Origin of the sequence: Microbispora sitophila (assembly GCF_014892245.1) — a bacterium.
Lineage (GTDB): Bacteria > Actinomycetota > Actinomycetes > Streptosporangiales > Streptosporangiaceae > Microbispora > Microbispora siamensis.
The window spans coordinates 69,377-92,494 of the sequence record NZ_JADBGC010000027.1 but is presented as its reverse complement, the minus strand read 5'-3'; the positions used below and the strand labels follow the sequence as shown (position 1 = coordinate 92,494).

Annotated in this window: 22 protein-coding genes; 11 read left to right on the top strand and 11 right to left on the bottom strand. The window is 72.7% G+C overall.

Annotated elements, in window-relative coordinates; translation table 11 throughout:
- Positions 1 to 10: 10 nt before the first annotated feature.
- The gene (locus tag IL992_RS37055) at positions 11 to 967 is read right to left on the bottom strand and encodes a hypothetical protein (protein WP_193207972.1); all 957 of its coding nucleotides are present in this window, start codon (positions 965 to 967) and stop codon (positions 11 to 13) included.
- Positions 968 to 1,219: 252 nt separating this feature from the next.
- On the opposite strand from IL992_RS37055, the gene IL992_RS37050 reads away from it, so the two are divergent.
- On the top strand, positions 1,220 to 1,987 hold the full coding sequence (locus IL992_RS37050; RefSeq protein WP_193207971.1) for a sulfite exporter TauE/SafE family protein: 768 nt from the start codon (positions 1,220 to 1,222) through the stop codon (positions 1,985 to 1,987).
- On the opposite strand, the gene IL992_RS37045 is transcribed toward IL992_RS37050, so the two are convergent.
- The 5 genes from IL992_RS37045 to IL992_RS37025 all read right to left on the bottom strand — a co-directional run bounded on the left by IL992_RS37045 (position 1,977) and on the right by IL992_RS37025 (position 7,111).
- On the bottom strand, positions 1,977 to 3,608 hold the full coding sequence (locus tag IL992_RS37045) for an integrase (protein ID WP_193207970.1): 1,632 nt from the start codon (positions 3,606 to 3,608) through the stop codon (positions 1,977 to 1,979). The two genes, IL992_RS37050 and IL992_RS37045, sit on opposite strands and share 11 nt — an antisense overlap.
- 254 nt (positions 3,609 to 3,862) lie before the next feature.
- On the bottom strand, positions 3,863 to 4,915 hold the full coding sequence (locus tag IL992_RS37040; RefSeq protein WP_193207969.1) for a zinc-binding dehydrogenase: 1,053 nt from the start codon (positions 4,913 to 4,915) through the stop codon (positions 3,863 to 3,865).
- A gap of 119 nt (positions 4,916 to 5,034) precedes the next feature.
- Positions 5,035 to 5,751, bottom strand: a complete 717-nt coding sequence (locus tag IL992_RS37035; RefSeq protein WP_193207968.1) for a DUF3618 domain-containing protein — start codon at positions 5,749 to 5,751, stop codon at positions 5,035 to 5,037.
- Positions 5,727 to 6,125, bottom strand: a complete 399-nt coding sequence (locus IL992_RS37030) for a phage holin family protein (protein ID WP_079319590.1) — start codon at positions 6,123 to 6,125, stop codon at positions 5,727 to 5,729. The genes IL992_RS37035 and IL992_RS37030 overlap by 25 nt, the downstream gene beginning before the upstream one ends.
- Positions 6,122 to 7,111 (bottom strand): hypothetical protein, encoded by a 990-nt coding sequence (locus IL992_RS37025; protein ID WP_193207967.1) that lies wholly within the window; start codon positions 7,109 to 7,111, stop codon positions 6,122 to 6,124. The genes IL992_RS37030 and IL992_RS37025 overlap by 4 nt, the downstream gene beginning before the upstream one ends.
- A gap of 615 nt (positions 7,112 to 7,726) precedes the next feature.
- Between IL992_RS37025 and IL992_RS37020 the strand changes: the two genes are divergently transcribed.
- The 4 genes from IL992_RS37020 (at position 7,727) to IL992_RS37005 (ending at position 12,571) form a co-directional block, all read left to right on the top strand.
- Entirely contained in the window at positions 7,727 to 9,046 is a 1,320-nt protein-coding gene (locus tag IL992_RS37020) for an ABC transporter substrate-binding protein (protein WP_193207966.1), read from the top strand.
- 372 nt (positions 9,047 to 9,418) lie between these two features.
- Positions 9,419 to 10,324, top strand: coding sequence for a carbohydrate ABC transporter permease (locus IL992_RS37015; protein WP_319019069.1), 906 nt, complete (start codon positions 9,419 to 9,421; stop codon positions 10,322 to 10,324).
- Positions 10,317 to 11,156, top strand: a complete 840-nt coding sequence (locus IL992_RS37010; protein WP_079319586.1) for a carbohydrate ABC transporter permease — start codon at positions 10,317 to 10,319, stop codon at positions 11,154 to 11,156. Before IL992_RS37015 ends, IL992_RS37010 begins: the two co-directional genes overlap by 8 nt.
- Positions 11,157 to 11,200: 44 nt before the next feature.
- Entirely contained in the window at positions 11,201 to 12,571 is a 1,371-nt protein-coding gene (locus tag IL992_RS37005; RefSeq protein WP_193207965.1) for a GH1 family beta-glucosidase, read from the top strand.
- A gap of 28 nt (positions 12,572 to 12,599) precedes the next feature.
- On the opposite strand, the gene IL992_RS37000 is transcribed toward IL992_RS37005, so the two are convergent.
- Both IL992_RS37000 and IL992_RS36995 read right to left on the bottom strand, forming a co-directional pair.
- Positions 12,600 to 13,649, bottom strand: a complete 1,050-nt coding sequence (locus tag IL992_RS37000) for a LacI family DNA-binding transcriptional regulator (protein WP_193207964.1) — start codon at positions 13,647 to 13,649, stop codon at positions 12,600 to 12,602.
- Between the two features lie 73 nt (positions 13,650 to 13,722).
- Complete coding sequence (locus IL992_RS36995) at positions 13,723 to 14,628, bottom strand: LysR family transcriptional regulator (protein ID WP_193207963.1); 906 nt, start codon at positions 14,626 to 14,628, stop codon at positions 13,723 to 13,725.
- Between the two features lie 203 nt (positions 14,629 to 14,831).
- Here IL992_RS36995 and IL992_RS36990 point away from each other — a divergent pair, with 203 nt between their 5' ends.
- The 4 genes from IL992_RS36990 (at position 14,832) to IL992_RS36975 (ending at position 17,781) form a co-directional block, all read left to right on the top strand.
- Positions 14,832 to 15,740 (top strand): SDR family oxidoreductase, encoded by a 909-nt coding sequence (locus tag IL992_RS36990; RefSeq protein ID WP_319019068.1) that lies wholly within the window; start codon positions 14,832 to 14,834, stop codon positions 15,738 to 15,740.
- Between the two features lie 184 nt (positions 15,741 to 15,924).
- A complete protein-coding gene (locus tag IL992_RS36985; protein WP_193207961.1) occupies positions 15,925 to 16,458 on the top strand; it encodes a GNAT family N-acetyltransferase in 534 nt (177 codons plus the stop codon).
- 48 nt (positions 16,459 to 16,506) lie between these two features.
- Entirely contained in the window at positions 16,507 to 16,950 is a 444-nt protein-coding gene (locus tag IL992_RS36980; protein ID WP_193207960.1) for a protein-tyrosine phosphatase family protein, read from the top strand.
- Positions 16,951 to 17,034: 84 nt separating this feature from the next.
- Entirely contained in the window at positions 17,035 to 17,781 is a 747-nt protein-coding gene (locus IL992_RS36975; protein WP_319019067.1) for a sulfite exporter TauE/SafE family protein, read from the top strand.
- A gap of 78 nt (positions 17,782 to 17,859) precedes the next feature.
- On the opposite strand, the gene IL992_RS36970 is transcribed toward IL992_RS36975, so the two are convergent.
- Positions 17,860 to 18,045, bottom strand: a complete 186-nt coding sequence (locus tag IL992_RS36970) for a hypothetical protein (RefSeq protein ID WP_193207959.1) — start codon at positions 18,043 to 18,045, stop codon at positions 17,860 to 17,862.
- A 32-nt stretch (positions 18,046 to 18,077) separates the two neighbouring features.
- On the opposite strand from IL992_RS36970, the gene IL992_RS36965 reads away from it, so the two are divergent.
- Together IL992_RS36965 and IL992_RS36960 are read left to right on the top strand one after the other, a co-directional pair.
- Complete coding sequence (locus IL992_RS36965) at positions 18,078 to 18,746, top strand: hypothetical protein (protein WP_319019075.1); 669 nt, start codon at positions 18,078 to 18,080, stop codon at positions 18,744 to 18,746.
- A gap of 154 nt (positions 18,747 to 18,900) precedes the next feature.
- Positions 18,901 to 19,110, top strand: coding sequence for a hypothetical protein (locus tag IL992_RS36960; protein WP_193207957.1), 210 nt, complete (start codon positions 18,901 to 18,903; stop codon positions 19,108 to 19,110).
- Between the two features lie 13 nt (positions 19,111 to 19,123).
- Here IL992_RS36960 and IL992_RS46980 read toward each other — a convergent pair whose 3' ends face one another.
- Together IL992_RS46980 and IL992_RS36950 are read right to left on the bottom strand one after the other, a co-directional pair.
- Positions 19,124 to 21,337, bottom strand: coding sequence for a prolyl oligopeptidase family serine peptidase (locus IL992_RS46980; protein ID WP_226874474.1), 2,214 nt, complete (start codon positions 21,335 to 21,337; stop codon positions 19,124 to 19,126).
- On the bottom strand, positions 21,337 to 23,118 hold the full coding sequence (locus tag IL992_RS36950) for an N-acetylglutaminylglutamine amidotransferase (protein ID WP_193207956.1): 1,782 nt from the start codon (positions 23,116 to 23,118) through the stop codon (positions 21,337 to 21,339). Before IL992_RS36950 ends, IL992_RS46980 begins: the two co-directional genes overlap by 1 nt.

Sequence of the window (23,118 nt, the reverse complement as noted above, 5' to 3'; positions counted from 1 at the left end):
GTCCGTCTGATCACAGTGTGGTCGTCTCCGCCTCCCCCCGTGCGGGCGGCCCCTCGGCACCGAGGTGCGGTACGAAGGCGGGGCGCCCCCGGCCGCAGGCGCGGCAGACGCCACGCGTGCGGTAGTGGTAGCCGACGGCCGCAGTACCCATCGCCAGCCCCCAGGCGAGGAACCAGGGATAGATGACGTCGAACACCCAGGGAGAGACGCCCTCCAGGGACGGCTTCGCGAGGCCGAGGGCGACCGCGACGCGCAATCCCGTGCCGAGGACGCCGACCGGGATCAGCATGACGCTCCCCACGGAGGCGGCCGTCAGCGGCATCCACCGTGGCATGCGCAGCGGCGGCCGCCAGGTCCGGGCGAAACCGAGCCCGAGCGCCATGCCGATCAGCGCGAGCACCCCGGTGTCGCCGAGCCCCGGCGTCCACAGGTGCACGTCCCCGAACGCCCGGGGATCGGTGAGGCCGAACGTGCCCCCGAGGCCCCACTGCACCTTCAGCGCGCCGTACCCGGCCGCGAGCAGCACAGTCAGGTATCCGGCGCGGACGCTCAGCCTCTGCCACGATCCCCGGGCCTGCCACGTCCCCCGGCCCCCGCCGGCGGGAGACGTGTGGCCCGCGTCGTCGCGGCCTCCGGGCTGAGCGTCGCCGGGCCCTTCTGACCGCCCGCAGCGTGCGCAGGCGCCGCGCGCGCGGCGGCGACGCCGTACGGCGGTCACGAGGAGCGTCGTGCCGGCGGCGAGCGCGGCGGCGCGGGCGGCGGCCATCGGCAGGTCGAAGCCCAGGTCGACAACGCCGCTCTCCCCGCTGACCTCCGCGATCGCCGCCATGATCCCGCCCACGATGTCGAAGGCGATCCCGCTCGCCCCGGCGCCGGCCAGCGCGAGCCCGGCCACCGCCGTGGCGGCGGTGGCGAGCGCGCCGGGGCGCCGGGGCGAGGACTTCCGGTGCAGGTGTGCCGTTTCCATGACTTCAGCCTCGCGGTCGCGTCCTCGCCGGGCCTCCCCACCGGGCGGGACGCGCCTCCCCCGTGCGGGGGAAAGTTCCTCGAGCCTCACATGGCGTGAGCTCCTGGCATCGGCGTCCGGGATTCCGCGACCGTCCGCGGGGGCGCGAGGGCGGCCCGGAAGGAGATCCTGGCCGCTCCCGGTTGTCCGCCGCCCGCTAGGCTCGCTCGTCGAGCCGTCGGTCAAACGGGCGCAAAGGGGGAATGCAGCCACATGGGTGCCGGACAGGTCGTGCTCCTGCTCCTCGCCGCCGTGGCCGCCGGATGGGTGGACGCCGTGGTCGGCGGGGGAGGGCTGCTGCAGCTTCCGGTGCTGCTCCTGGCCGGGCTCACGCCGGTCCAGGCGCTGGCCACGAACAAGTCCGCCGCGATCTTCGGGACGGGGTCGGCCGCCGTCACCTACGCGAGGAAGACGAAGCTCGACCGGGCGGTGGCCGTACCGGCCGCGGCGCTGGCGGTCGCCTTCGCCGGTCTCGGCGCCGCCTCGGCGGCCCTGCTCGACGCGGATGTGCTGAAGCCGCTGGTCATGGTCGTGCTGCTGGGCGTGGGGGCGTTCGTGACCCTGCGGCCGGGGTTCGGCCGCCTGCCCCACCCGCACCTGCGTACGCGTGCGCGGGTGGTGACGGGCGTCGCGGTGGCGGGCGTCGGCATCGCCTACTACGACGGCATCGTGGGGCCGGGCACCGGCACCTTCCTGCTCATCGCGTTCACCTCGATCCTCGGAATGGACTTCGTCCACGCCTCCGCCACGGCGAAGGCCGTCAACACCGGCACCAACCTCGGGGCCCTCATCGTCTTCGCCGCGCAGGGCCACGTGGTGTGGGCGCTCGGCCTGGCCATGGCCGCCTGCAACATCGCCGGAGCGCAGATCGGCGCGCGGATGGCGCTCAACCGGGGCGCGGGATTCGTCCGCGTCGTCCTGCTGTGCGTGGTGGCCGCCCTGGTCGCCAAGCTCGGGTACGACGAGTTCTTCAGTCGATGAGATCGCACAGTCCGGGCCCGAGGTCGTCGTCCACCATGCGCAGCGCCGTCTCCGCCCTCGACGCGAGCGCGAGCGGAGGCACCTCGGCCACCAGATGGGAGTGCGCGATCCGGTCGAGGGCGGCGCCGACCAGCGGCGCCGTGACCCGGAGGGTGGCGGGAAGGGCGACGCCGCCGGTGGAACCGCCGTGGAGCACGATGTTGCGGCACCGATACAGCCGCCGCAGCGACACCTCCAGGTAGCCGCGCACCCGCTCCAGCACACGCCGGCGGTCGGCGAGCAGCGCCTTCATCCGGAACACCGACGCCACGTCACTGCCGGTCCGCCAGGACCGAACGAGCGGAAGCCCGTCTCGGCATTCCAGCTCGGCGGCGATCAGTGTGGAACGTTCCCGGTTGGACGCGCAGGCCGACAACTTGCCCGGGAGGGCGTCGCCGGGCACCTCGCGTACCCGATAGGAGAGCGCGGTGAGCTCGGCACGCGGCCAGGAACAGGCGACGAGCGCGGCGGCGCGGGAGGCGGCCACGACCTTCTCCCGCTCGTCGGGATCCCTGGCCTCGGTCAGCAGGGACTCGAGAGCCGCCCAGCCTCCCGCGATGGCGGGCGCCAGCGGTCCCTGGTTGAGCGCGGAGGCGATCTCCAGGGCCTCGTCCACCGTGCTCCTGGCCTGCTCGCCGAACCGCTGCACGTCCTGGCCGACCACGTACAACTGCCGCTCGGCGGCCAGCGAGAGCACCTGCGCACCGCGCGAGGGCAGCAGGAGGGGAAAGGAGCGGTCCTCGCCTCCGATGTACGCCTCGCCCAGCGGGACGACCGCTCCCGCGGCCGTGAAGCGCGCCCGCGCCTGGAGCCGCTCGACCAGGTCGGAGACGATCTCCACGGCGCGCTCGGCGTCCCTGGCTTCGACCGAGTAACTCAGCCCGCCGACCACCTCCCGGTGCCGCTCGGCGCTCGCGCCCGCCATCAGAGGCCGCGTCTGCTCGGCAGTCAGCCAGTTGGGCAGCCAACCGGCCAGTTCCTCGTGACGGCTGAGCGAGCGGAAGGGGACGACGACCCGCCACTGGCGCGGCGGCCGGGCCAGCAGGGCGGACGCCTCGGCGATCAGGTCCGTCGCCGACAGACTCAGGTGGCCGCTGCGGAGCCAGCGCTGCACACCGGCCAGGCTGTGCCCGCTGTCGAGCAGGTGGGCGGCGACGGCCCGGGCCACGCGTTCGGCCCGGGGTGGCTCCTGCGCGGCCGCGCAGGACGACCAGCGGCCGAGGTAGCCGGGCCGTCCGACGTCGATGAGATGGCGCAGCTTGCGACGGCCGTCGCTGGCCAGGGTGAGGGTCGTCTGCAGAACCTCGCGCAGCTCCCGGCGGTAGACAGAGCTGCCCAGGGCGGGATCGTCGCCGAGCAGGCGCTCCAGCGCGTGGCGCTGCCAGTCCACCGCCGGCTGTGACAGCACCCGCCGATCGACCCACACGCCGGCCTCGTACAACTCCTCCAGGGCCAGGAACGAGCCGACATCCCACAAGCGGATCGGCCAGGGGGCTCCCTGCCGGGTGAAATCGAGCAGCCGGGTGGTGACATGCCGGGAGTAGGAGGACCGGGGGTCACGACCGGCGGGGATCGCATGCATGCTGACGCAACCTCGGGGGGTGTGCAGGGCATCGGGGGAAATAAAGAGGGCGCGGCCCAGAAAGACCGCGCCCTCGGGGGCGATTGCCCCGGTGAAGCCTGTGTTCGCTTGCGCGATGCTCAGAACATACCCGGTTCCGCGTCCGGCGCACCGGGATTTCGCGAGAATCTTGACGCGTGTCGTTGTGTCCCTGTCGGCATTGCTGTCAATTCGACCGTGTCTGCCCCGGTTCACGGCATCAGGGCCCGGGTGCCTCAGCCGTGGGGTTCCACCACGACCTTGAGGCCGCGCCGGGATACGGCGGCGGCGAAGGCGTCCGCCGTTGCCGCGAGCGGGAAGCGCTCGGTGACCAGCGACGACACGTCCACCGACCCGTTCTCGACGAGGCGGATCGCCCGGGGATAGGTGAGGTTCATCCGCCGGACCAGCGCGAGCGTGAGGCCCTTGCGCCGGGCCAGCGACGCCGGGAACGACGTGCGGTCCTCGTCGGGGATGCCGGCCAGCACGACCCGGCCGCCGGGCCGGACCGCGGTCATGGCGACGCGCACCGCGTCGTCGTCGCCCGACACCTCGAAGGCCACCCGTACGCCGAGGCCGTCCAGCCCGTCGATCCCGGTCCACGTGGCCGGCCCCGCCTCCTCGGGGGACAGTGCGTGGTCGGCGCCGAGCCGCAGGGCGGCGGCACGGCGGTGCGGCAGGGGATCGACGGCGACCACCGTCGAGGCGCCTGCGAGCCGGGCGAGCTGGACCACCAGCAGCCCGATCGGCCCGCAGCCGACGACGGCGACGGGCGCGCCGAGCCCCAGATGCCCCAGGTCCACGGAGTGGATCGCCACACCGAGCGGTTCGAGCATGGCCCCGTCGCTGTCGGAGAGCGCGTCGGGCAACGGGTGCAGCAGGTCGTCGGGCCAGGCGAGATACTCGCGCAGGCCGCCGTCGAGCGTGCCGTGCCCGGCGAAGCGGACGTCCGGGCACAGGTTGCCGTACCCCGTCGCGCACACCCCGCACCGGCCGCAGGGGATGGCGGGGTCGACCGCGACCCGCGTGCCGTGCCGTGGGCCGCCCTCGATCACTCCGGCGATCTCGTGTCCCACGACGAGCGGATTGTCCAGCACCGCGTCGCCGATGCCGCCTTCGGAGTACCAGTGCAGGTCGGAGCCGCACAGGCCGACCGCGGTGACGCGCACCAGGCTCTCACCCGGCCCGGGAACGGGGCGAGGTTCCTCGGACAACCGGATGTCGCCCACCTTGTGCAGCCGGGCGGCCCTCACGTCGCGGTCCCTCGCGTCATCGCCGCCCTCCTCCATCCGTCCTCCACCTTGATCGTAACCGGCCTCGCGCCCGCCGCCCGGCCGGGGGGAGGGCGTACGCCGAGGGCCGGGCCCTTCTGCCGGGCCCGGCCCTCGGAACGTTCCCACGCGGGATGCTATGACCGGGCCTGCCCGGTCATCTGCCGTGCCTGGTCGCGGGTCTGCTCGGTGACCTGCCGTGCCTGGTCGCGAGCCTCCTCACCCGTGGTCCTGGTCGCCTCCGCGGCGGTTTCGCGCACCTGCTGGACCGCCTCCCTGGCGTCCTCGCCCACGCGCTGCGCGGTCTCCTGGACGGCCTGCTTCACCGGCTCGACCATCTCGCCGGCCCGGTCCTTGACCTGCACGGCCGCGCGTTCCTCGGCGGAGGTCTTCGGCAGCAGGCTCGCGGCCAGCAGCCCCGCGCCGAAGGCGATCAGCCCCGCGGCGAGCGGGTTGCCCTGCGTGCTCCGCATCGCCTGCCGCGGCGCCTCGCGCACGGTCTGGGCGGCCTGCTGGGCGCCGTGCCGCACCATTTCGCCCGCCTCGGCCGCGGTGCCGCGGACCGTCTCGCCCGCCTGCGCCGCCGCGTCACGGACCGTCTCGCCGGCGTGCGCCGCGGCGTCCCGCATCGTCCCCGCGGCCTCACCGGTCTGGTCGCGAACCGTGTGGGTGGCGTGTGCCGGCACTCCCATCACCTTCTCCTTCACCGACTGCGCCGCCTGGCGCACCTTGTCCGTACGGCGCCGCACGATGCGCGCCGGGCTCGCCCGGTCGGCGAGCCGGTCGACGTCGGCGGCGAGTTCCGCCCGCGTGACCTCGATCTCGGCCCTTATCTCCTCTGGGCTCGCGCCCATCGCACGTCCTCCTTCAGCGTCTCGATGGTCTGCTCGGGCGTGGGGTTCACCTCGCGCATGCGCTCCTTGCCCCGCGCGAACAGCACGCCGCCGATCACCGCCCACACGGCCGCGACGATGAGCGCGGCCCAGGCCAGGTCCATGACGTTGCCGAGACCGAACACGACGGCCAGCGTGACGAGGAGCGCCACCATGTATCCGGCGAAGCCGGCTCCGCCGAGCATTCCGGCGGCCTTGCCGGCCTTGGCGGCCTCCTGCCGGATCTCGGCCTTGGCGAGCTCCACCTCCTGGCGGAACAGCGTGGACAGGTCCTCGCCGATCTCCCCGACCAGTTTGCCCAGCGAGGGCTCGGCGGGTGGGCTGGGGTAGCTCATCGCGGGCCACCCCCGTTGCCCGGCGTGCCCGGGTATCCGTCCGCATGGCCGTCCCGGATTTCCTCGGACGGGTAGCGCGCGCCGGTCGCGTCACCGGTGCCGGTGCCGTCACGCGTTTCGTCACCGGCTCGATATCCGGCGCCGGTGCCGTTGCCGGTGCCGTTGCCGGTGCCGTTGCCGGTATCTGCGCCGTACGACGGAGAGGCGGTCACGCCGGTGCCCGGGCCGCCGGTGCCCGTGCTCCCGCTCACCGACTCTCCGACCAGGGTGTGCTGCGTGCCCGTGCCGTACGTCGCCGGTGGACGGCTGCCGTACGGGGCGGTCGAGGGCGACCCGGAACCGTATGCGGCGCCGCTTCCGTCGCCGGAGACGGTGCCGTATGCGGAGCCGGAGTCGAAGCGCCTCGCCGCGTCGTTCGTGTGCGGGTCCTCGGCCGAGGTGACGGCCTTGACGGCCCGTCCCACGAGGAAGCCCGCGACCGCGGCGCCGGCCAGGAACAGCCCCGGGCGGCGGCGTGCGAAGTCCTGCACGTCGCGCACCGCGCCCTGCAGGCCCTGGGTCTCCAGGTAGTCGGCGGCGCGGCGCCCCTGGTCCGCGACCTGCTGGACCACGTCCCGCATGGGGGAGTCGGGCTTGGCGTTGTCGCCGATGGCCTCCAGCTCGCCGGTCCACTGGCGGATCGTGTCGGCCGCGCGCCTGCTCTGGTGCCGCGCCTGCTCGTCGGTGTGCCTGCGCAGCTGGTGGAGAACGTGCCGCGTCTGCTCCCTGGCCTCGTGGGCCACCGTACGCGCCTGGTCCTTGGCGGTGACCGCCACCTCGCCGGCGGCCGCCCTGGCCTCGTGGGCCGTCTCCTGCGCCGCCTGCCGGACCTGCTGCGCAGTCCCCTGCTGTGTGGGCCCCTGCTGTCCGGCCTGCTGACGGCCGGTGCCCGGCGGCAGCGCGCTTCCCCCGTCGTATGTTCGCGTCTCGGTATGGAAGTCGCTCACTGAAGCCTCCTTGGGTCGAAATCGTCCCTGGAGCGGCGAGCTACCCCCGAAGTCCGAACGGACGCAGAAATTGCCCAAAAAAGTAAAAATGGCGTATTGGGCTGGTCAAAAGCCGTGCGTACAGGCCTGAACGGCCGGGTGAAGGCGATGCGGGCCGGCCGGCGGGGATGCCGGGGGCGTGCCCGGCGTGCGGTGGGGAAAGGGCGACCTCTCTTCGGCACAGATGCGGGAACGGGATGGGAGAGCGCTTTCCCAAAGCGTGGACCCCGCTGACCGCCCTGTCAAGACCGGCCTTCAACGCGGCGGAAATCCGCAGTTCATGCGAGGGAAACCGAGTCAGAGCGGTCGGCTGCGCCGAGCGTGGGGCAGTGCCGCCCCTTGACACTCCTCGCCTTCCGCGACACTCTCCTCCTTGGAGAGCGCTCTCCAAGCCATCGGCGGTGAGGAGAGCCGTGCTCGCGTGGCCGGCGCCCGTCACCTGGGGCGACTCCCGCACCCGCAGGGACCGTCCGCGCCGCGCTGTCGCAGGACCGCGCTGTCACAGCCCCCGTTCACCCCCCAGGCCGCCGCCCTCACGGGTGGGCGGTCGCACCCGCAAGAGTGAGGACAACACCCGTGCGCAGACACAAGCCATATCTCGCCGCCGTCGCCGGAGCCCTCGTGCTCGCCGCGACGGCCTGCGGCGCCGACGACTCGCCGTCCACGGCCGGATCGGCCGGTGGGAGCGCGGCCCAGACGATCACCTACTGGGCGTCCAACCAGGGCACCAGCCTGGAGAACGACAAGGAGGTGCTCAAGCCCGAGCTGGACAGGTTCACCAAGGAGACCGGCATCAAGGTGAACCTGGAGGTCGTCCCCTGGGCCGACCTGCTCAACCGGATCCTCGCCGCGACCACGTCGGGCAAGGGCCCGGACGTCGTCAACATCGGCAACACCTGGTCGGCCTCCCTGCAGGCGACCGGGGCGTTCGTGCCCTGGGACGACGCGCTGCTCAAGACGCTCGGCGGCAAGGAGCGCTTCCTCGGCCCCAGCCTCGCGGCGACCGGCGCCCCCGGCCAGCCGCCCACCGCCGTGCCGATCTACGGCATGACGTACGGCCTCTTCTACAACAAGAAGATGTTCAAGGAGGCCGGCATCGACAAGCCGCCGGCCACCTGGGACGAGCTGATCGCGGACGGCAAGAAGCTGACCAAGGACGGCAAGTGGGGGCTCGCGGTGGAGGGCGCCAGCGTCAGCGAGAACGCCCACCACGCCTTCATCTTCGGCCAGCAGCACGGCGCGGACCTGTTCGACGCCTCCGGCAAGCCGCACTTCGACTCCGACCAGGAGGTCGCGGCCATCAAGCAGTACCTCGACCTGATGGCCGCCCACAAGATCGTCAACCCGAGCAACGCCGAGTACGCCAACGGCACCGAGGCGGTGCAGGACTTCGTCTCCGGCAAGGCCGGCATGCTGATGTGGCAGTCGATCGCCACTCAGCTCAAGCAGGCCGGCTGGACCGAGGACGACTACGGCCTGGCCCCGATCCCGCTGCCCGACGCGTCGCAGGGCGGCAAGCAGGTCAACGCGATGGTCGCCGGCATCAACCTCGCCGTGTTCAAGACGGCCGCCAACAAGGACGGGGCGCTGAAGTTCGCCCAGTTCATGACGTCCAAGCAGACCCAGCAGAATCTCAACAAGGCGTACGGCTCGCTGCCGACCGTCACGGACGCCTACGACGACCGGGCGTTCGAGAGCGAGACGATCAAGACGTTCCAGCAGATCCTCTCGACCACGGCCGCGCCGCTGCCGCAGGTGGCGCAGGAGAGCCAGTTCGAGACGCTGGTGGGCAACGCGATGAACCAGTTGTTCGCGGACGCCGCGAGCGGCAAGCCGGTCACCGAGGAGGCCGTCAAGGCCAAGCTGACCGAGGCCAACCAGCAGATGGGCGGCTGAGCGGCCCTGGTAACCCGGCGCCGGGCGGAGGCTCCGCCCGGCGCCCCGACGCAGACCCTCGACACCGAGAGGAAGTCCGTGACTCCTCCGTCCCCTGAAGAGGACGGCTTCTCGCCTGCCCCGGCTGAGGCAGCCGGGGCAGGCGACGGCCAAGCCCTGACCGATGCCCCGCCGGGGCGTACAAGGACGGCATCAGGCGAGCGATTCCCCCGCCGGACGAATCCGGCGGTCCCCGCACCGGATCCGACGGTCGTGTCCACCACGTCCCGGGCCGGCGCGCAACGAAGGCCCGCGTCTCCGGAAGGACCTCCGTCTCCAGGTGGCCCCCCGTCTCCGCGTGGTCGGCGGCGGAGGCTTGCGGACCGGGTCCCGGTGCGGCTGCGCCGCGTCGCCCTGCCCTACCTGCTGATCCTTCCGGCCGTGCTGCTCGAACTGCTCGTCCACCTGGTGCCGATGCTGATCGGCATCGGGATGAGCTTCCTGAAGCTCACCCAGTTCTTCCTGCGCAACTGGTCGGCCGCGCCCTTCGCGGGGCTGGACAACTACAGCGTCGCCGTCGACTTCGACGGCGCGGTCGGCCGCTCGCTGCTGCACTCGTTCCTCGTCACCGTCGTGTTCACCGTGCTCACCGTCGGGCTGTCGTGGCTGCTCGGCATCTGCGGCGCGGTGCTCATGCAGGGCTCGTTCCGGGGCCGGGCCGTGCTGCGCGCGCTGTTCCTCGTGCCGTACGCCCTGCCGGTCTACGCCGGAGTGATCACCTGGAGCTTCCTGCTCCAGCGCGACTCGGGGCTCGTCAACCACGTGCTCGTGGACCAGTTGCACCTGTTCGGAGAGCGGCCGTTCTGGCTGATCGGGTCCAACAGCTTCGTGTCGATCATCGTGGTCTGCGTGTGGCGGTCGTGGCCGTTCGCCTTCCTCGTGCTGATGGCCGGGCTGCAGAACATCCCCGCCGACCTGTACGAGGCGGCCGCCATCGACGGCGCGGGCTGGGGCCGGCGGCTGCGCGCGGTCACGTTGCCCATGCTGCGCCCCATCAACCAAGTGCTGGTGCTGGTGCTGTTCCTGTGGACGTTCAACGACTTCAACACGCCGTACGTGCTGTTCGGCAAGTCGGCCCCGCACGAGGCGGACCTGATCTCGATCCACATCTACCAGAGCTCGTTCGTCACCTGGAACTTCGGCTCGGGCTCGGCCATGTCGGTGCTGCTCCTGCTGTTCCTGCTGCTGGTGACCGCCGTGTATCTGGTGGCGACGTCCCGGAGGAGGAGCGATGCGTGACCCCCGCTGGCTGCCGTGGGCGCGGTGGGCCGGCCTCGGCCTGCTCGGCCTGTTCACCCTGACCCCGCTCTACGTGATGCTGACCTCGGCGATCAAGCCGCTGCAGGACGTGCAGGGGGACTTCCACTGGATCCCCACGACGATCACGCTGCGGCCGTTCGCCGACATGTGGCGGACGGTCCCGCTGGCCCGTTACTTCGCCAACAGTCTGATCGTGGCGTCGGTGGCCGCGCTGGTGTCGGTCGTCATCGCGATCTTCGCGGCGTACGCGATCAGCCGCTTCCGCTTCCCCGGCCGCCGGATCTTCTCGGTCACCGTGCTGTCGACGCAGATGTTCCCCGGCATCCTCTTCCTGCTCCCGCTGTTCATGATCTACGTGAACCTCGGGACCGCGCTCGGGGTCGAGCTGTACGCCAGCCGCACCGGGCTGATCATCACCTATCTGACCTTCTCGCTGCCGTTCTCGATCTGGATGCTGGCCGGATATTTCGACTCGATCCCGACGGCCCTGGACGAGGCCGCCCAGGTCGATGGAAGCGGCCCGATCGGAGCCCTGCTGCGGGTCGTCCTTCCCGCCGCGACCCCCGGTATCGTGGCCGTCGCGATCTACGCGTTCATGACCGCGTGGGGGGAGGTGCTGTTCGCCTCGGTCATGACCGACGAGTCGAGCCGCACCCTCGCCGTCGGCCTCCAGGGGTACGCCACCGAGAACGACGTCTACTGGAACCAGATCATGGCGGCCTCCCTGGTCGTCAGCGTCCCCGTGGTGGCCGGGTTCCTGCTGCTGCAGCGCTACCTCGTGCAGGGCCTCACCGCGGGCGCCGTGAAGTGAACCCGCACCGTCACCGTCACCATCGAACCAAGGAGAACCAGCGCATGGAGCCGCAGCGCGGCCACGCCCCCGATGTAACCGCTTTCGACGACTTCGTCTGGGGCGTCGCCACCTCGGCCTACCAGATCGAGGGCGCGGCCCTCGAGGACGGCAGGCTGCCCTCGATCTGGGACACCTTCTGTGAGGTACCCGGGGCGATCGACGGCGGCGACACCGGTGAGGTGGCCTGCGACCACTACCATCGGTGGCGCGAGGACGTCGGCCTGCTCGAACGCCTCGGTGTGGACGCCTACCGCTTCTCGGTGGCCTGGCCGCGCGTGGTGCCCGACGGCACGGGACCGGTCAACCCGCGCGGGCTCGCCTTCTACGACCGCCTCGTGGACGCCCTGCTCGACGCCGGCATCCGGCCGTTCGCGACCCTCTACCACTGGGACCTGCCGCAGGCGCTGCAGGACCGCGGCGGGTGGCCCGCGCGCGACACCGCCCAGCGCTTCGCCGACTACGCCGCCGTCGTGGCCGAACGACTCGGGGACCGCGTCGCCGACTGGACGACGCTCAACGAGCCGCTGTGCTGCTCCTGGCACGGGCACCTGGAGGGCTCCATGGCGCCCGGGGTGAAGGACCTGGAGGCCGCCGTCCGCACGTCCTACCACCTCCACCTCGCCCACGGCCTGGCCACACAGGCCGTACGGGCCGCCGCGCGGCTGACGCCGTCGATCGGGATCGTCAACAACCTCAGCCCGTGCGACCCGGCGACCGACAGCGAGGAGGACCACGCCGCCGCGCGGCGCCTCGACGGGCACGTCAACCGGTGGTGGCTCGACCCGGTCACCGGCCGCGGCTACCCGGAGGACATGATCGCGGTGTACGGCGTCGACCTGCCGATCCGGCCGGGAGACCTGGAGACGATCGCCGCCCCGCTCGACTACCTGGGCGTCAACTACTACTTCCGGCAGGTGGTGGCGGCCGACCCCGACGGGCCCGTGCCGTACGCGCGGCAGGTCGAGGTGCCGGGGGCGACGACCACGGCCATGGGCTGGGAGGTCGACGCGGGCGGCCTGGAACGCCTGCTGGTGCGCCTCGCCCGGGAGTACGCCGCGCCCCGTCTGTACGTCACCGAGAGCGGGTCGGCCTGGCCCGACACGGTCGGCGCGGACGGCACCGTCGACGACCCGGAGCGTCTGGCCTACCTGGAGGACCACATCGCGGCCTGCGGCCGGGCCATCGAACAGGGGGCGCCGGTGGCGGGCTACTTCGCGTGGTCGCTGCTGGACAACTTCGAGTGGGCCTACGGATACGACAAGCGGTTCGGCCTGGTGCACGTCGACTACGAGACCCAGGCACGGACCGTCAAGTCGAGCGGCCACCGCTACGCCGAGATCATCAAGGCGAGCAAGCGGCTGCGGGTGGCCTGACAGCGGGGAACGGGGCGCCGGTGGTCCGTCAGGCGGACTCGCGGACCACCAGCGTCGGCTGCACGATGACCGAGGTGACCTGGAAGTCCGGGTCCGCGACGTGCGCGAGCAGCAGGCGGGCCATCTCGGCGGCCATGTCCTCCATCGGCTGGCGCACGGTCGTCAGCGGCGGGCGGCAGGCGACCGCGGCGCTGTCGTCGAACCCGATCACCGCGACGTCCTCGGGCACCCGGCGCCCGAGGTCGCGCAGCGCGAGCAGCGCGCCCTGCGCCATGAGGTCGTTGGCGACGAAGACGCCGTCGATGTCCGGGTGCTCCTTGATGAGCCGGTGCATACCGGCCTCTCCGCTCGCGGGCATGAAGTCGCCCTCCACGGCCGGCACGTACGGGTGGCCGTGCCCGGCCATGGCCTCCTGGAATCCCGACAACCGGTCCTGGGCGGCGGGCACGTCGAAGGGGCCGCTGATCGTGGCCACCCGCCGGCAGCCGCGCGCCACCAGGTGGTCGGCCGCCAGCGCCGCGCCGGCCCGGTGGGCGAGGTCGACGTAGCTGATCGGGATCGGCCGGGCGGGCCGCGCCCACAGTACGGCGGGCAGCCCGGCGTCCACCAGCAGCTTCGGCAGCGGGTCCTCGCCGTGCGTCGAGACGACCAGGGCGCCGTCGGCGCTGCCCTGGCGGAGGAAGGACACGACGTCGTCGCGGGTCTGCACCGAGTCCGCCAGCATCAGCACCGGGTGGATGCCCCGCGGCCGCAGGTATCCCACCACGCCGCCGGCGACCCGGCCGAAGAACGGGTCGGCGAAGACGCGGGACTCGAACGGCTCGCCGCCCTTCGCGTCGCCCGCGCCCGACACGACCAGTGCGACCGCTCCCGTACGGCGGGTGACGAGGGATCGGGCGGCCCGGTTCGGCACGTAGCCGGTCGTCTCGATGGCCCGGTGCACCGCCTCCTGGATGTCCGGCGCGACGTTGCGGATACCGTTGATCACGCGCGAGACGGTCGCCCGGGACACTCCCGCCACACGGGCCACGTCCTCCAGCGTGGGGGCTCCCGACGTGTGCGGGAGATCGGTGCTCATGCAGCCATTTATAGCACGAGGTGGAGAGCGCTCTCCGGTATCAGGAAGGGTGGGCGGACGACGTGACCGCTGCCTACACGTCCCCGCCGATGTCACTTCTGAGGTGGGCTTGGGCGTACTTGCGGAAGGCCGTCACGAGGGGGTCGTCGTCGCCGGCGCGGGTCGCGAGCACGACGTGGCCCGGCTCGACGCCGTGCAGGGGAACCGTGGTGAGGCCGGGATGGAGACTGTCCGCGCGCAGGCCGGCCGAGACGATGGCCACGGCCTGCCCGGCGGCGATGAGTTCGAGCTTGTCCTCGAGGAGCTCTATCAGGGGGCCGTCCGGCGCGGGGCTCCCGTCGGGCCGGGGGTCGATGCGCCAGAAGGCGTTCCAGTCCGGGTCGGGCAGCCGGGGCAGGGGTTCGTCCGCGATGTCGTCGAGTGTGACCAACCGCCGGCCGGCCAGGCGGTGGCCGCGCGGGACCAGCAGGACTCGGGGATCGTCGTAGAGGACCGTCACATGGAGGCGGTCGGTCCGCAGCGGCAGCCGGGTCACCGCCACGTCCACGCGACGATCGAGCAGGGCCGCACGTGCCTCGTCCCAGGCCAGCGTCAGGGTGCGTACGTCCGCGTCCGGGTGGTGGCCGTGCAGTTCCCGCACCGCCGGGGCGACGTCCATGTTCGTGGTGCACCCGATGGTGATCCGGCTGGGACGGGCCGCGGCGCGGGTCTGGGCCGCGGCCTGGGCGGCCGAGCGCAGCAGCGCCTTCGCACGAGGCAGGAAGATCTCTCCGGCCTCGGTGAGCCGGGTGCCCCGCGGCGTGCGATCCAGCAGGCGGGCGCCCAGTTGCCGCTCGAGGTGGCGGATCTGCCGGCTCAGGGACGGCTGCGTGATGTGCAGGGCCTCGGCGGCGCGGCCGAAGTGCCGGTGCTCGGCGACGGCAGTGAAGTATCGCACCAGCCGCAGGTCGAGATCGGGCGCTGAAGCCGGGTCGGGCATGCCCGAAGCGTATACCCCGGCGGCTCGGCCGCCGGCCGCCGAATGCCCGCTGAGCTGCGGGCATGCTCGAAGCGTATTGCGATGCGGATCAGGCGTTGGACGTGCGTCCGCGTCTGTTCCGAGGATGGGTCCAGCGCTCCGGACGCCCCCTCGACAGCGCGCCGGGGCCGGATCCATGTCATCTTCACCCGCAGGAGTGCACCGTGCGTGTATTCGTCACCGGCGCGACCGGATTCCTCGGTTCCGCCGTCGTCCGCGAACTCATCGACGCCGGGCATGAGGTCGTCGGCCTCGCCCGCTCGGACCAGGCGGCCGCGTCCCTGAAGGCCGCCGGTGCCGGGGTCCACCGCGGCTCCCTCGACGACCTCGACAGCCTGCGCGGCGGAGTGACCGCGGCGGACGGCGTCGTGCACACGGCCTTCACCAACATCTCCGCCTCCACCGACTTCGCGGCGTCGTGCCGGGCCGACGTCCGCGCCATCGAGGCGATGGGCGAGGCGCTCGAAGGTTCGGGTCGTTCCTTCGTCGTCACCTCGGTGACCGCGCTCCTTCCACCGGGCCGCCTCGGCACGGAGGACACGCCCGTCCTGGAGGCGCAGCCCCGGGCCGCGTCGGAAGAGAGGGCACTGTCGTTCGCCGCGCGTGGCGTGCGCGTCAGCGCGGTGCGCCTCCCGCCGTCGGTGCACGGGCACGGCGACCGCGGGTTCGTGCCCGACCTGATCGGCATCGCCCACGCGAGGGGCGTGTCCGCCTATGTCGGTGACGGGTCCAACCGCTGGCCCGCGGTGCACCGGTTCGACGCCGCCGAGCTGTTCCGCCTGGCGCTGGAACACGCGCCCGCGGGCGCGCGGCTCCACGCCGCCGACGACGAGGGCGTGCCGTTCCGCGACATCGCGGGGGTCGTCGGCAGGCACCTCGGGATACCGGTGACCGCCCTGTCTCCCGAGGAGGCGGATGGCCACTTCGCCTGGCTCGCGCGTTTCACGTCGCTCGACAATCCCGTCTCCAGCGAGCTGACGCGCAAGCGGCTGGGGTGGCATCCGGTGCGGCCCGCGCTCATCCCCGATCTCGAAGAGGGCCATTACTTCGCCGGCCACAGCGGACAGGCCTGAGTACGGACGCGCAGGAACGGACGCACAGGAACGGACGGGCGGGCCCCCGGGTGACGTCGATCCGGTCACCGAAGTGGAGCATGCGATGATCGGGGCCGCGCCCATCGCCGCTGAACGGACAAGGTGAACGTCCCCCGGCCCGGTGGGCCGCACTCGAACGACACGTGAGGAAAGAGCGACGGGAATGCCCGATCACCTGGCACTTCGACCCATCACCGAAGCCGACCTGGACGCCTTCGACGCGGCCTTCCAGAGCGAGAGCGGCGCGACTCCCTACCAGTGGTTCGGATTCACCCCGACCATGGCGCTGCGGGAGGCACTGCGCACCCGCGGGCTCCTGGCCGGAGCCGACAACATGCTCGCCGTCACGGTGGACGGAGAACTCGCGGGACGGGTCGAGTGGCTGGAGCGGCGCTGGGGCCGCCGTGACACGTCGCTGTGCTGGGAGATCGCCGTCGGACTGCTGCCGGACCGGCGGGGCAGGGGAATCGGGACCCGGGCCCAGCGGGAACTCGTCCGCTACCTGTTCACGCACACGCGGGTGGAACGCGTCCAGGCGACCACCGACCCGGAGAACAAGGCCGAGATACGGTGCCTGGAGAAGATCGGGTTCCGGCTCGAAGGCGTGGTCCGGCGTGCCCAGTGGCGAGGCGGGCGCTGGCACGACCAGCTCCTCTTCTCGATCCTGCGGGACGAGTTCGACCTCGCGCCCGGATGAGTCCGAAAATCCGCTGCGAGGGCGGCGCGGCGGGAGGCACGATGAGGCATGCCCATCGATGATCTTTCTGGCGCCATCCGGCTCCCCGACGGCACCCCGGTGCGGGGCCGCGGCCTGAGACGTCCCACGCCGCCGGGCGTCCTGCCCGACCACGGCCTCTACCTGGGCAGCCGGCGGCTCAGGCACAAGCACGAGCACGGTCTCACCTGGCCGCACGAGTGGATCGACTGGCCCGACTTCCTCCTGCCCCGCGACCGGGAGCACGCGATCGGCCGCATCCGGGCACTGCACGCGCACGCGCGTGCGGGCCGTCGGATCGAGGTCGCCTGCGGCGGGGGAGTGGGGCGCACCGGCACCGTGATCGCGTGCCTGGCCATCCTGTCGGGCCTGCCCGCCGACCGGGCCGTCGCCTGGACGCGGGCCGAATACCATCCACGGGCCGTGGAGACCCCCTGGCAGCGCCGCTGGGTGCTGCGCTTTCCGGCGTCCTGACAGACGGGTCGCGCCGCCGAGCGCCGAGAGGAGGAGGTCGGTCGCGGACGTCCGGAATGCGTATGGTTGGGTGCCCTTGTGCTTGTGGACGTGCTGGGGCTGGCCGGGATCGGCCTGGTCGCCGGAGTGGTCAGCACGGTTGTGAGCCTGGCCTCGATCGTGTCGTACCCCGCGCTGCTGGCCTTCGGCCTGCCGCCGCTGGCCGCGAACGTCACCAACACGGTCGCGCTGCTGTTCACCGGCGTGGGAGCGGCGGCCGGCTCCCGGCCCGAACTGGCAGGTCAGGGACGTCTCGTCGGCCGCCTCGGCCTCGCCGCCGCACTGGGCGGCGCGACCGGCGCCGGGCTGCTGCTGGTCACGCCGTCGCGGACGTTCGAGATGGTCGCCCCGTGGCTGGTCGCGGGTGCCTCGCTGCTGCTGTTGCTGCGCCCGCCACGCCCCGGGCAGGTGAGCCTCGGCGGCGAGAGCGGTCTGGCGCTGCGCCTGGGCGTCTTCTGCGTCGCCGTCTACACGGGCTACTTCGGCGCCGCCGGCGGGATCATCATGTTCGCCGTGCTCGCGGCGGCGCTCGACCGGCCCGCGGCGGGCGTCAACGCGGTCAAGAACGTCGTCTCGGCGCTCGCCAACGCCGTCGCGGCCGTCTGGTTCGCCGTCTTCGGCCCCGTCGACTGGGCGGCGGTGGGCCCGCTGGCCGTGGGGTTCCTCGTGGGCGGCTGGCTCGGGCCGGCGGTCGCGCGCCGCCTGCCCGGTGAGACGTTGCGCCTCGCCGCGGCGCTCTGCGGCCTCGCGGTCGCGGTCAAGCTGGGGGTCGACGCCTACCGCGGCGGCTGAGCGGTCCTCTGTGGCGACTCTCGCCACGGGGCTGTCGCCTGGTGGCGCGCGGCTTATCGGGCGGCTGTGCCGCGGGGCTTATCGGGTGGCTGTACCGCGGGGCGCCTCCGCCGCGGCGACGGCCTCAGCGTGCCGGGCCCGCAGGCGCTCCCGGATCTCCCCGGGCGTGTACGCACGCCGCCGGCGCTCGGCCCGGGCGATCACCACACCGGTCGCCGCGACACCCGCGAAGGCCGCCAGACCGAGTATCCTCCACCAGCGCATGTGCCTAGGCTACTGCCGTGGCTCATACGCGGATAAGTCTCGACAAAGCGATCGAACTAGCCCGTACCGGCGACCTTTGGGTGTTCCGCGGACGCAGTGTGCCGGACCGCGCCATCCAGGTGACCACCAACAGCCCGGTGAACCACGTCGGCATGGCCGTCGTCATCGAGGATCTGCCGCCGCTCATGTGGCACGCCGAACTCGGCCGGTCGCTGCCCGACATGTGGTCGGGCACGCATCAGCGCGGCGTCCAGTTGCACGACATGCGTGACGCGGTCTGCGTCTGGGCGGCCAGGTATGGCCAGCGCGCCTGGCTGCGGCAGTTGGAGCCGTCCGCAACCAGGGAGATGGAGGACGCCGTCCTGCGGACGATCGCGCGGCTGGACGGCACGCCGTTCCCGTCCACGGCCCGCCTGGCCGGGCGCTGGCTGCGCGGACGGCTGCCCTCGCTCGGTCGGGGAGCACGGGACGGCACACGGGACGGCGCCCGAGCCGGCGCGCTGGATCGTGCACTGGAGACGGCCTACTGCGCGGAGGTCGTCGCCGTGACGTACGAGGCGATGGGCCTGCTGCCCGCCGGCCGCCGCCCGAACTGGTACGACCCGGGAAGGTTCTGGAGCGGCGACAACCTCGTTCTCAGCGAAGGGCACCGGCTGGGCGGCGAGATCGCGGTCGACGTCCCCGGCGGCGAGGCGCCCTGACGGGGCGTCGGGGGGACCGGTCACACGCTACTCGCCGGTAGGCGCTTGTTCAGAAGTTTTTCCCGCGGCCGTCAACCTAGCGCGGCCGAGGCGCGTCAGGTGTAGGCACCGTTCGTCCAGACCCGGAGGGCAGAGCCCCATGCCTACTCCTGAGATGAGACGCGAGGATCTCGCCGGAACCACCGACCGAGAGCGGCAGGCGCGTCTCGCGCTCGACGCCATACGCCGCCAGGGTCCAGAGGCGGTGCAGGAGGAGACGCTCCGCATGAAATCCGAGTTGTTCCGGTTGTACGGCTGGGAGGGGTACCAGCGGGTCATCGCCAAGATGGAGAGCGACCTGGCGCGGCTGTACGAGTCACGCTGAGAGCCGCCGGGGGTCACCCGGAGGACACGCCGGTCAGGCGCCGTCCGAGCCACTCGGTCACTCGCCTCACGAATACGACCCGGTTGGCCCGCCGCCGGATCTCGTGCCCCTCGTCCTCGAACAGCAGCAGCTCGCAGGGCACGCCCCGGGCCCGGGCCGCGCGGACGACCTGCTCGGCCTCGTACACCGGGACGTTGGTGTCCCGCGCGCCGTGCACCACGAGCAGGGGAGTCGTCAGGCGGTCGAAGGCGTGCAGGGGCGACAGGGCGTGCAGCAGATCGCGGTCGGCCTCCGGATGGCCGTACTCGCTCACCGCGGCCGCCGCGATCCACGGCTCCGTGCGATCGTAGAAGGTGGCGAAGTCCGCCATCCCGCACACGTCCACCCCGGCGCGGAAGAGCCGCGGATACGTGACGAGCGCGGCCAGCGTGAGATAGCCGCCGTACGACCAGCCCAGGCACGCGAGCCGGGCGGGGTCGGCGAGCCCCGCCCGCACCAGGTGGGCGGTGCAGTCGGCCACGTCGTCGATCGCGCGGAAGCGCAGCGCGTGGTTGTCGGCGTCGCGGAAGGCCCGGCCGAACCCGGCCGAGCCGCGTACGTTCGGCGCGAACACGCCGATGCCGGCGGCCACCAGGCACTGGTACAGCGGAGTGAACGCCGGTCGCTCCTGGTCCTCGGGCCCGCCGTGCAGGAAGACCGCGTACGGCGCCGGGCCCAGGACGCCGGGCGGCCGGTAGAGCCACCCGCTCAGCTCCAGCCCGTCGCGGGCCGGGACGCGCACGAGTTCGGCGTCCACGGCCGCGGCGAGCCTGCCGGCCCCGGCGACCGGCAGGTATCGGCCCGTGTCCAGGTCGCACAGCACGATGTGCGACGGCTGGGCCGGCCCCTCGACGGCGAGCGCGGCCACCCGGCCGTCCGGCGAGAGCCTGAGCGAGGAGACCACCTCACCGGGTGGAGCGGGGAGCGGGCGTCGCACCCACCCCGGGCCGCCGCCGAAGAACCCCGCACCGAACCCTGCCGCCGCACCGAGCTCTGCCGCGGCACCGAGCTCTGCCGCGGCACCGAATCCGGCGCCCGCGCCGCCGCGGGTTCCGCCGCCGGCCGCGCCCCCGGAATCCGTGGCGGCCCCCGATTCCGCGCTGCCGGTGTCCGCGCCCCCGGAGTCTGCTGCGGCGTCGGAATTCGCGGCGACGTCGGAATCCCCGCGCCCGGTGCCCGCGGGGTCGGTGCCCGCACGCCCGGTGTCGTCCGAACCGCCGCCGGGGCCGTTGCCCGCCTCCAGCACCTCCAGTTCCGAGCGTCCGGCCGCGTTCCACACCAGCACGAGGCGCCGCCCGTCCACGGTGAGCGCGAAGCGGTCCAGTTCGGCGTCCGGACGCTCGGCCACCACGACCCGGCCCCCGCCGACCGGCACGCCGACCAGCCCATCGACCGGTACGGCGACCAGCGCGGCGCGGTCCCGGCCCGCGTCGGTCAGCAGGTAGGCGGTTCCTCCGCCGGGCGAGAGGACGCCGTGCTCGGTCGAACCGGGCAGGTCCGCGAGCAGCGGCCGCTCGGCGACGCCCCCGGCCAGGCTCGTGCCGCCCCCGGACTGCCCTGTGCCGCCCCCGGACAGGCCCGTGTCACCCCCAGGGAGGTTGATGCCGCCCGGGGAGAGGTCCTTGACGTACATCCGCCGGACTCCGCGGGGGCCGCACCGCAGCAGCACCCTCGCGTGGTCGCGGCTGACCGCCTCCGGGTGCAGCAGCGGCCCGGCGGCGACCGTCTCCCGGCTCCCGGTGGCCGCGTCGATCAGCAGGGCCTCGGCAAGTCCGGCCGCCGAGACCTCGGTCACCAGGAGCAGGTCGCCCCGGCCGGTCCACTCGACGAACCACGCCGAACCGCCCTCGGGCGCGGCCAGCGGACGTAGGTCGCCGCCGTCGGTGCGGACCGTCCAGACCTGCGTGTGCTCGCCGCCGCCCGGCGCCACGAGCACCGCCAGCCGGTCTCCGGCCGGCGACCAGCTCACGTCGGCGACCGGCTCGGGCCCGGTGTCGACGACCCGTGCCCGCCCGCCCGGCCCCAGCGGCTGGACCCAGACCCGCGGCGCGCCGTCCCGGTCGCTGACGTACGCGACGGCGCGCCGGTCCGGCGCCGAAGCCGGCGTCCAGCAGCCCCAGACCTCGAGAAACCCGGTGTCGGGAGACCCGGTGCCCGGGAACACAGCGCCGAGGAGGTGCTCCGCCATCAGATTCCTTGAGTTTGCAGCCACATCTCCAGCAGTCCGAGCTGCCACAGCACGTTGACCCCCGTCGTGGTGCGGTGGGCCTCCCGGTTCTCCAGCAGCTCCTCGACGTACGCCTTGTCGAACAGACCGCGGGAGCGCGCGGCGGGCGCGGTGAGCACGTCGCGCACCAGGTCGAGGAAGGGCCCGTCGATGTGCCGGATCGCGGGCACCGGGAAGTAGCCCTTCGGCCGGTCGACGACCTCGCGCGGCAGCAGCGCCCGGGAGGCCTCCTTCAGGATGCCCTTGCCGCCCCCGGCGAGCTTGAGCTCCGGCGGGCACGCCGCCGCCAGCTCGACCAGCTCGTGGTCGAGGAACGGCGTGCGGGCCTCCAGCCCATGGGCCATCGTCATGTTGTCCACCCGTTTGACCGGGTCGTCGGCGAGCATCAGCCGGGTCTCCAGGCGCAACACCGCGTCGAGCGCGGTCTCGGCGCCCGGCCGGTCGAGGTGACGGCGGACGACATCGGCGCTCACGTCCTCGTCGACCAGGTGGTCCGGTGCGACGATGCCGCCCAGGTCCTCGTGCGGCCGGTCGAAGAACTCCCGGGCGTACGTCGCGAAGGCGTCCTCGCGTGGCACGGCGGCCAGCGGGGGGAACCAGCGGTATCCGGCGAACACCTCGTCGGCGCCCTGCCCGGACTGCACGACCTTGACGTTCCTGGCCACCTCCCCCGACAGCAGGTGGAAGGCGACGCAGTCGTGGCTGACCATGGGCTCGCTCATGGCCCGCACCGCCTCCGGCAGGCCGGAAAGCAGGCGGGAGTCCTCGATGAGGATGCGGTGGTGGTCGGTGCCGAAGCGTTCGGCGACCAGGTCGGAATAGCGGAACTCGTCTCCCGGGTCGCCGCCGGCCGCGTGGAAACCGATGCTGAAGGTCGACAGGTCCCGCTGGCCCTCCTCGGCCAGCAGAGCCACGATGACGCTGGAGTCCAGGCCGCCCGACAGCAGCACGCCCACGGGCACGTCCGCGACCATGCGCCTGCGGACCGCGGCGCGCAGCCGGTCGAGCACCGCCTCGCGCCAGTCGTGCGCGTCCATCCCCTCGTATCGCGGCAGGCGGGTGAAGGGCGGGTTCCAGTAGACCGTGTCGTGGGAGGTCCCGTCGGCATCGACCGTGCGTATGGTCGCCGGAGGCAGCTTGCGCACGCCGGCGAGGATCGTGCGGTCGCCGGGCACCAGCGAGTGGAAGGTCATGTAGTGGTGCAGCGCGACCGGGTCGATGTCGGTGCGCACCTCGCCCCCGGCCAGCAGCGCGGGCAGGGTGGAGGCGAAGCGCAGCCGCCGCCCGTCTCCGGACACGTACATCGGCTTGATGCCCAGCCGGTCGCGGGTGAGCGTCAGCCGTCCCGTCTCCGGTTCGAAGACGGCGAAGGCGAACATCCCCGCGAAGCGGTGCACGCAGTCCGGGCCCCAGCGGTGGAACGCCTTGACCAGCACCTCCGTGTCGGAGTCGGAGAAGAAGCGGTAGCCCTCGGCCCGCAGCTCCTCGCGCAGCTCACGGTAGTTGTAGAGGCAACCGTTGAAGACCGCGGCCAGGCCGAGGGCGGGGTCCGCCATCGGCTGGGCCGCCTTGTCAGACAGGTCGATGATCTTCAGGCGCCGGTGGCCGAGGGCGACCGGGCCCTGCGACCACAGGCCCGACCCGTCCGGGCCGCGATCGTGCATCGCGTCGGTCATCCTGCCCACCGCGCCGATGTCGGCGCGCCGCCCGTCGAACCGGATCTCGCCGGTCAGTCCGCACAT

What these genes read in the sequence shown, in the direction of transcription:
- IL992_RS37055 (WP_193207972.1), bottom strand. Translation starts at nt 967, where the DNA reads ATGGAAACGGCACACCTGCACCGGAAGTCCTCGCCCCGGCGCCCCGGC.
- IL992_RS37050 (WP_193207971.1), top strand. Translation starts at nt 1,220, where the DNA reads ATGGGTGCCGGACAGGTCGTGCTCCTGCTCCTCGCCGCCGTGGCCGCC.
- IL992_RS37045 (WP_193207970.1), bottom strand. Translation starts at nt 3,608, where the DNA reads ATGCATGCGATCCCCGCCGGTCGTGACCCCCGGTCCTCCTACTCCCGG.
- IL992_RS37040 (WP_193207969.1), bottom strand. Translation starts at nt 4,915, where the DNA reads ATGGAGGAGGGCGGCGATGACGCGAGGGACCGCGACGTGAGGGCCGCC.
- IL992_RS37035 (WP_193207968.1), bottom strand. Translation starts at nt 5,751, where the DNA reads ATGGGCGCGAGCCCAGAGGAGATAAGGGCCGAGATCGAGGTCACGCGG.
- IL992_RS37030 (WP_079319590.1), bottom strand. Translation starts at nt 6,125, where the DNA reads ATGAGCTACCCCAGCCCACCCGCCGAGCCCTCGCTGGGCAAACTGGTC.
- IL992_RS37010 (WP_079319586.1), top strand. Translation starts at nt 10,317, where the DNA reads ATGCGTGACCCCCGCTGGCTGCCGTGGGCGCGGTGGGCCGGCCTCGGC.
- IL992_RS37005 (WP_193207965.1), top strand. Translation starts at nt 11,201, where the DNA reads ATGGAGCCGCAGCGCGGCCACGCCCCCGATGTAACCGCTTTCGACGAC.
- IL992_RS37000 (WP_193207964.1), bottom strand. Translation starts at nt 13,649, where the DNA reads ATGAGCACCGATCTCCCGCACACGTCGGGAGCCCCCACGCTGGAGGAC.
- IL992_RS36995 (WP_193207963.1), bottom strand. Translation starts at nt 14,628, where the DNA reads ATGCCCGACCCGGCTTCAGCGCCCGATCTCGACCTGCGGCTGGTGCGA.
- IL992_RS36985 (WP_193207961.1), top strand. Translation starts at nt 15,925, where the DNA reads ATGCCCGATCACCTGGCACTTCGACCCATCACCGAAGCCGACCTGGAC.
- IL992_RS36980 (WP_193207960.1), top strand. Translation starts at nt 16,507, where the DNA reads ATGCCCATCGATGATCTTTCTGGCGCCATCCGGCTCCCCGACGGCACC.
- IL992_RS36970 (WP_193207959.1), bottom strand. Translation starts at nt 18,045, where the DNA reads ATGCGCTGGTGGAGGATACTCGGTCTGGCGGCCTTCGCGGGTGTCGCG.
- IL992_RS36960 (WP_193207957.1), top strand. Translation starts at nt 18,901, where the DNA reads ATGAGACGCGAGGATCTCGCCGGAACCACCGACCGAGAGCGGCAGGCG.
- IL992_RS46980 (WP_226874474.1), bottom strand. Translation starts at nt 21,337, where the DNA reads ATGGCGGAGCACCTCCTCGGCGCTGTGTTCCCGGGCACCGGGTCTCCC.
- IL992_RS36950 (WP_193207956.1), bottom strand. Translation starts at nt 23,118, where the DNA reads ATGTGCGGACTGACCGGCGAGATCCGGTTCGACGGGCGGCGCGCCGAC.